This window comes from Bradyrhizobium cytisi (assembly GCF_008123515.1).
GTDB classification, from domain to species: domain Bacteria; phylum Pseudomonadota; class Alphaproteobacteria; order Rhizobiales; family Xanthobacteraceae; genus Bradyrhizobium; species Bradyrhizobium cytisi.
Map to the genome: position 1 here is coordinate 33,797 of NZ_VSSR01000003.1, position 6,051 is coordinate 39,847.

Here is a 6,051-nt window from a genome sequence, read left to right on the forward strand (position 1 = left end):
GCCTACTGCCGCGGCGCCCGCCGCCGCTTGGTCGACTGCGTCGGCACTTCGGCCGGCTCATCCTTCAGCGCACCGATCTTGCGGAGCGCGGCGTCCGCGGCGCGCTCGCCGCTTTCCCAGGCGCCGTCGACCGTGCCCCACAGCGTTTCATGCGTGGCTTCACCGGCGAGGAACATGTTACCGATCGGCTCGGTCAAGACTTTTCGCGACAGCTGGCCGCCGGGCGAGGCCGCCGACATCGCGCCCATCACATAGGGCGAGGCGTTCCAGCGCGTCACAGCGGTCTTCTTCACATTGGCCACCGCCTCGCTGCCGAACAGCTTCGTGATCCACTCCTTTGCGAAGGCCGCCATCGCCTTCTCGCCCTGCTCCGAGAGATCGCGGCCGAACGACCCGCCGACGTCGATCGAGCACAGCGAGGAGCCGCCGATATTGGCGAACATCAGCGCGGTGCGCATCGAGTTGCTCTGCTCGATCAGGATGTCGTCGCGCGAGAGCCCGAGCGGATTTCCCGGCAGTTGCAGCACGATGTGATCGTAACTGCCGAGCGTAAGCTTGGACGCCGCATCGAGCGTGCGCTTGGGGATGTCAGGCGCGAACTTGATCGCGCCGCCGGCGAGCACATTGGTCGAGACCGTGATGATGGCGGCGCGCGCGGCGATCTTCCCTCCTTGCGTCTCCACGCTGACGTCGCGATTGCTCCAGACAATCCGGCTTGCCGGTGTCGCAAGCGCAACCGGCGCCTGCTCGCCGAGCCTGGCGATCAGGGTACCCAGACCCTGGCGGCAGGCGATCGGGGCATTGCGGTCCTGCGCACGCGCCTTGTCGATCGCCGACAGCTCCTTCAGGTCCTTGCCGGCAAAACTCGCACCAAGCACGAACTCGGTGGCGCCTGCCCAATCGCCGAGATCTTTTGGCTGGACCGACGCGCAGGACGTATCCAACTTGCCGCGCGCCGCCTCGTCGATGGCACGATTGGCACGCACCAGCGCCGCCAGGAACTCCTCGGTCTCGCCCGCGCGCGCGTTGCGGCGGCCGATGCGCATCTTCTGGCCCGACGGTGCGGGGGAGACATCGAGCCCGGCACTGCGCGCCAGCCGGATCATCGGGTTGGTGTCGGGATTGTGCATCCAGCGCGCGCCGCGATCGAACGGCACGTCGAATGTGGTGCTGTCAGTGATACAGCGCCCGCCGATTTGCGAGGCCGCCTCCACCACGATCACCTTGCGATTGGCGGCCTTGACGCGCCGCGCTGCAGCGATTCCGGCCGCACCCGCACCGATCACGACAATGTCAGCCTCGCGCGGCAGCGGCGCGGCCGTTGCGCCCAGGACCGGCATCGCGGCAAAGGCCGCCGAAGCCGATAGGAAGCCGCGGCGCGTGATTGTCATGTCATGGTTTCCGGGGACTTGCAGCGAACGGGAACAGCAAGCGAACCTTGCCGCATCTGATGTTGCGCAGCAACTATCATGGTGAATCAATCGTGCTTGATCTCACAGACTGATGAACCGAATGGCAACACGTTTCGACCATGATAGAGAAGGAAAAAAGCGGCCGGAAAGGCCTGGGGGAGTTCGATATGGGGACGGTCCTGGATTCAGTCGGCAAGTTGATTGCCGCGTACCTCTCGAAGGAGGTGCCGGGCTATGAGCCGTTCACGCCGAGCGACCCCGAGCATCTCCGCGGCGTGATCCAGCCCGGCGATGTCATGCTGGTCGAGGGCAACAACCGCATCTCCGGCATCATCAAATATCTGACGCAGTCGACCTGGTCGCATGCCGCACTCTATGTCGGTCCGGTCGAAGGCGCGGTGGAGCCCGACGGCGAGCCGCATGTGCTGATCGAGGCCAATATCGGCGAGGGCGTCACCTCCGCGCCGCTGTCGAAATATTTCCCCTACCACACCCGCATCTGCCGCCCGGTCGGGCTGTCCTACGAGGACCGCACCACGGTCTGCCGCTATGCGATCAACCGCATCGGCTTCGGCTACGACACCAAGAACATCATCGATCTGATGCGCTTCCTGTTTCCTCTGCCGATACCGCAGCGATGGCGGCGGCGCATGATTGCGATCGGGTCGGGCGATCCGACCAAGATCATCTGCTCGGCGCTGATCGCGCAGGCTTTCGACGCGGTGCGCTATCCGATCCTGCCGAAGATCACCAAGGCCGGCAGCCGCGCCGCCCGCCGCGAGATCCTGCACATCCGCGATTCCTCGCTCTACATGCCCCGCGACTTCGACATCTCGCCCTATTTCGAAGTGGTCAAACCCACCATCGTGCACGGCTTCGACTACACAGCCTTGCACTGGGCCGACAAGCAAAAGCCGCTCGAGGAGGTAGCGGGCTCATTCGGTGTGTTTCCAGAAACGCTCCGTGCGCCGCCGCTCGTTCCTGAAGCGGCTGACGAAGAAACGCCGGCCGAAATTCCGGCTGAGCAAGTGACGGGCGAAAGCGTCGACGCCAGAGGGCATTTTGTGCTGCTGAAGAAGCTCGCGATGTACCGTCCGCGGCGGCGTCGACAGGCACGCGAGATCGCAGCGTAACGATCTTCAGCCTCGTGGCGAAAGATCTACCTTTCCGCCCGTCCAATCACCGCCATTAGCTCCGCGAGCTTCTCGCGCTGATCCGCCTTGTCCCCGCTTGCGATCGCGTGCTCGACGCAATGGGCGACGTGGTCCTTCAAGACCTCCTCCTCGACCCGGCGCAGTGCGGCGCGCACTGCCGAGATCTGCGTGACGATGTCGATGCAGTAGCGGTCCTCCTCGACCATTTTCGACAGGCCGCGAACCTGGCCCTCGATCCGGCCGAGACGTTTTCCGACGGATGCCTTGATGTCCTTGCGCATGGCGCCTATATACCCCTACCGGGTATAGGTTACAAGGCCGGAGTGCAGGAATGAACGACGCGGACCACAAGCACCATCACGACGGAGACACGCATTCCGGAGGCTGCTGCTCGCCCAAGACCGCGGCGCCCCCCAAGCCTGCGGCTTCGTCCTGCTGCGGCGATCATGCTGGCCATGCCCATCACCACGCCCATGACCTTGGCGCAGCCGCGTCAAAAGTCCTCGATCCCGTTTGTGGCATGACGGTCGATCCCGCGACCTCAAAGCATCGCTTCGAGCGTCACGGCGAGACCTTCCATTTCTGCTCGGCCGGCTGCCGCACCAAATTCGCTGCCGATCCCGCCAAATATCTCGCAAAAGAGAGAACGCCCGAGCCGGAGACCCCGGCGGGCACGATCTATACCTGCCCGATGCATCCGGAGATCCGCCAGGCCGGACCCGGCAGCTGCCCGATCTGCGGCATGGCGCTGGAGCCGGAGGTCGCGAGCCTGGAGACCGGGCCCAATCCGGAGCTCGCCGACATGACGCGGCGGTTCTGGATCGGCGGCGCGCTGGCGCTGCCGCCCGTGGTGCTGGAGATGGGCGGACACCTCGCGGGTCCGCACAACTGGATCGTGCCTGTGCTGTCGAACTGGATCCAGCTCGTCTTCGCGACACCCGTGGTGCTCTGGGCCGGCTGGCCGTTCCTGGTACGCGGCTGGCAATCGCTGCTGACGCGCAACCTCAACATGTTCACGCTGATCGCGATGGGCACGGGAGTAGCGTATGTCTACAGCCTGATCGGCACCATCGCGCCGCAGATTTTCCCCACCACCTTCCGCGGCCATGAGGGCGCGGTCGCCGTCTATTTCGAAGCCGCCGCGGTCATCACCGTGCTGGTTTTGCTCGGCCAGGTGCTGGAGCTGCGCGCCCGCGATGCCACCTCGGGCGCGATCAAGGCGCTGTTGCAGCTCGCGCCGAAGACCGCACGGCGCGTCGAGCCTGATGGCAGCGAGCATGAGGTCGAAATCGACTCTCTGCACGCCGGCGATTCCCTGCGCGTACGTCCCGGCGAAAAAGTGCCGGTCGACGGCACCATTCTCGAGGGCCGCTCCTCGCTCGATGAATCGCTCGTGACAGGCGAATCCATGCCTGTCAGCAAGGAGGTTGGCGCAAAAGTCATCGCCGGCACGCTCAACCAATCCGGCAGCTTCATCATGCGCGCCGACAAGGTCGGGCGCGAGACGTTGCTGTCGCAGATCGTGCAGATGGTCGCCGATGCACAACGCTCGCGCGCGCCGATCCAGCGGCTGGCGGACCAGGTCGCCGGCTGGTTCGTGCCGACCGTGATCGCAGTCGCTGTCACCGCCTTCGCCGCCTGGGCCTGGTTCGGCCCGGAGCCGAGGCTCGCCTTCGGCCTCGTCGCGGCCGTCAGCGTGCTGATCATCGCCTGCCCCTGCGCGCTGGGCCTGGCGACCCCGATGTCGATCATGGTCGGCGTCGGCCGCGGCGCGCAAGGAGGCGTTCTGATCAAGAACGCCGAGGCGCTGGAGCGGATGGAGACAATCGACACACTGGTGGTCGACAAGACCGGCACGCTGACCGAGGGCAAGCCGAAAGTGGTCGCGATCGTGCCAGCGGCCGGCTTTGCCGAGGACGACATCCTTCGGCTTGCAGCCAGCGTCGAGCGTGCCAGCGAGCATCCGCTCGCCGACGCCATCATGCGCGCCGCGAAAGAAAAGCAGCTCACGCTCGGCCAGGTCGAGCAATTCGATTCGCCGACGGGCAAGGGCGCAACCGGCAAGGTCGATGGCAAGACTGTCGTCCTCGGCAACGCCAGGTACCTGACATCGATCGGCATCGACACCAGTACGCTCGATGCGGGGGCCGAACGCCTGCGTGGCGACGGCGCCACCGTCATCAACATGGCGATCGACGGCAGGCTCGCCGGACTGTTCGCCATCGCCGATCCTGTCAAGGCTTCGACGGCGGAGGCGCTGAAAGCGCTCGCGGCCGAAGGCATCAAGGTCATCATGCTGACCGGCGACAACCGCACCACGGCCGAAGCCGTCGCGCGCAGGCTCGGCATCGCCGATATCGAAGCCGAGGTGCTGCCGGACCAGAAGAGCGCAGTCGTGACCAGGTTGCAAAAGGCCGGACGCAGCGTCGCGATGGCCGGCGACGGCGTCAACGACGCTCCGGCATTGGCGGCGGCCGAGGTCGGCATCGCCATGGGCACCGGCACCGATGTGGCGATGGAAAGCGCGGGCATCACCCTGCTCAAGGGCGACCTCACCGGCATCGTCCGCGCCCGAAAACTGTCGCAGGCGACGATGAGCAACATCCGGCAGAACCTGTTCTTCGCCTTCATCTATAATGCCGCCGGCATTCCGATTGCCGCCGGCATCCTCTATCCCGCCTTCGGCGTACTGCTCTCGCCGATCATCGCGGCCGCGGCGATGGCGCTGTCCTCGGTGAGCGTAGTCGGCAATGCCCTGCGGCTGCGCGCGACGCGGCTGTGAAGATGATGGCGCGCTCCCTCGCCCCGTTCTTACGGGGTCGCGACGAGCTTCGCTCGCGCTGAGAGGGTTGGGGTGAGGGGCTGCTTCCACAACGACGGTAAGAGTTGCGTTCGCGGAGAGTCCCCCTCACCCGGAATTCAAGCTACGCTTGAATTCCGACCTCTCCCCGCAAGCGGGGCGAGGTAAGAAGAGCGCCACCCGCGGAGAGGACCTGATGCAGCGGATTACGATCACGATCGAGGACGATTTGCTGGCGGAGATCGATGCCGCAGCCGAAGCGCGCGGCTACCAGAACCGCTCAGAGATTATCCGCGACCTCGCCCGCGCCGGGCTGCAGCAATCGAGCGAGGACACGGCGCAGAGCGGCGCTTGCGTCGCCGGCCTCGTCTATGTCTACGACCACGCCGCGCGCGATCTCTCGAAGCGGCTGGTGCAGGAATTCCACGGCCACCACGACCTCGCGCTGGCGACCCTGCACGTCCACCTCGACGACAACAATTGCATGGAGATGACGGCGCTGCGCGGCGACGCCGCCGGGGTCAGGCACTTTGCCGACCACATCATCGCGGAGCGTGGCGTACGTTATGGACGTGTGGTGATGATCCCGACGGGAGAGAGCAAGCCGGCGAAGGTGCGGAAGCACGGGCATCGGCATGAGTAGGCTTGCCGCAAGGACGGTGCGTCCCCTCTCCCCTTGTGGGCT

At 65.6% G+C, this 6,051-nt stretch carries 5 protein-coding genes; 3 read left to right on the plus strand and 2 right to left on the minus strand.

Going from position 1 to position 6,051, the window contains the following annotated elements; all coding sequences use genetic code 11:
- Positions 1 to 2: 2 nt before the first annotated feature.
- Positions 3 to 1,391, minus strand: coding sequence for a flavin monoamine oxidase family protein (locus tag FXB38_RS01730; protein WP_148749055.1), 1,389 nt, complete (start codon positions 1,389 to 1,391; stop codon positions 3 to 5).
- A 188-nt stretch (positions 1,392 to 1,579) separates the two neighbouring features.
- Between FXB38_RS01730 and FXB38_RS01735 the strand changes: the two genes are divergently transcribed.
- Positions 1,580 to 2,545 carry a YiiX/YebB-like N1pC/P60 family cysteine hydrolase gene (locus tag FXB38_RS01735; RefSeq protein ID WP_148749056.1) on the plus strand — a complete coding sequence of 322 codons (966 nt, stop codon included), beginning with the start codon at positions 1,580 to 1,582 and terminating at the stop codon, positions 2,543 to 2,545.
- Positions 2,546 to 2,571: 26 nt separating this feature from the next.
- On the opposite strand, the gene FXB38_RS01740 is transcribed toward FXB38_RS01735, so the two are convergent.
- The gene (locus tag FXB38_RS01740; RefSeq protein ID WP_148749057.1) at positions 2,572 to 2,847 is read right to left on the minus strand and encodes a metal-sensitive transcriptional regulator; all 276 of its coding nucleotides are present in this window, start codon (positions 2,845 to 2,847) and stop codon (positions 2,572 to 2,574) included.
- A 50-nt stretch (positions 2,848 to 2,897) separates the two neighbouring features.
- On the opposite strand from FXB38_RS01740, the gene FXB38_RS01745 reads away from it, so the two are divergent.
- Positions 2,898 to 5,348, plus strand: coding sequence for a heavy metal translocating P-type ATPase (locus FXB38_RS01745; protein WP_148749058.1), 2,451 nt, complete (start codon positions 2,898 to 2,900; stop codon positions 5,346 to 5,348).
- A gap of 214 nt (positions 5,349 to 5,562) precedes the next feature.
- Positions 5,563 to 6,009, plus strand: coding sequence for a nickel-responsive transcriptional regulator NikR (gene nikR / locus FXB38_RS01750; protein ID WP_148749059.1), 447 nt, complete (start codon positions 5,563 to 5,565; stop codon positions 6,007 to 6,009).
- The last annotated feature ends 42 nt before the right edge of the window (positions 6,010 to 6,051 follow it).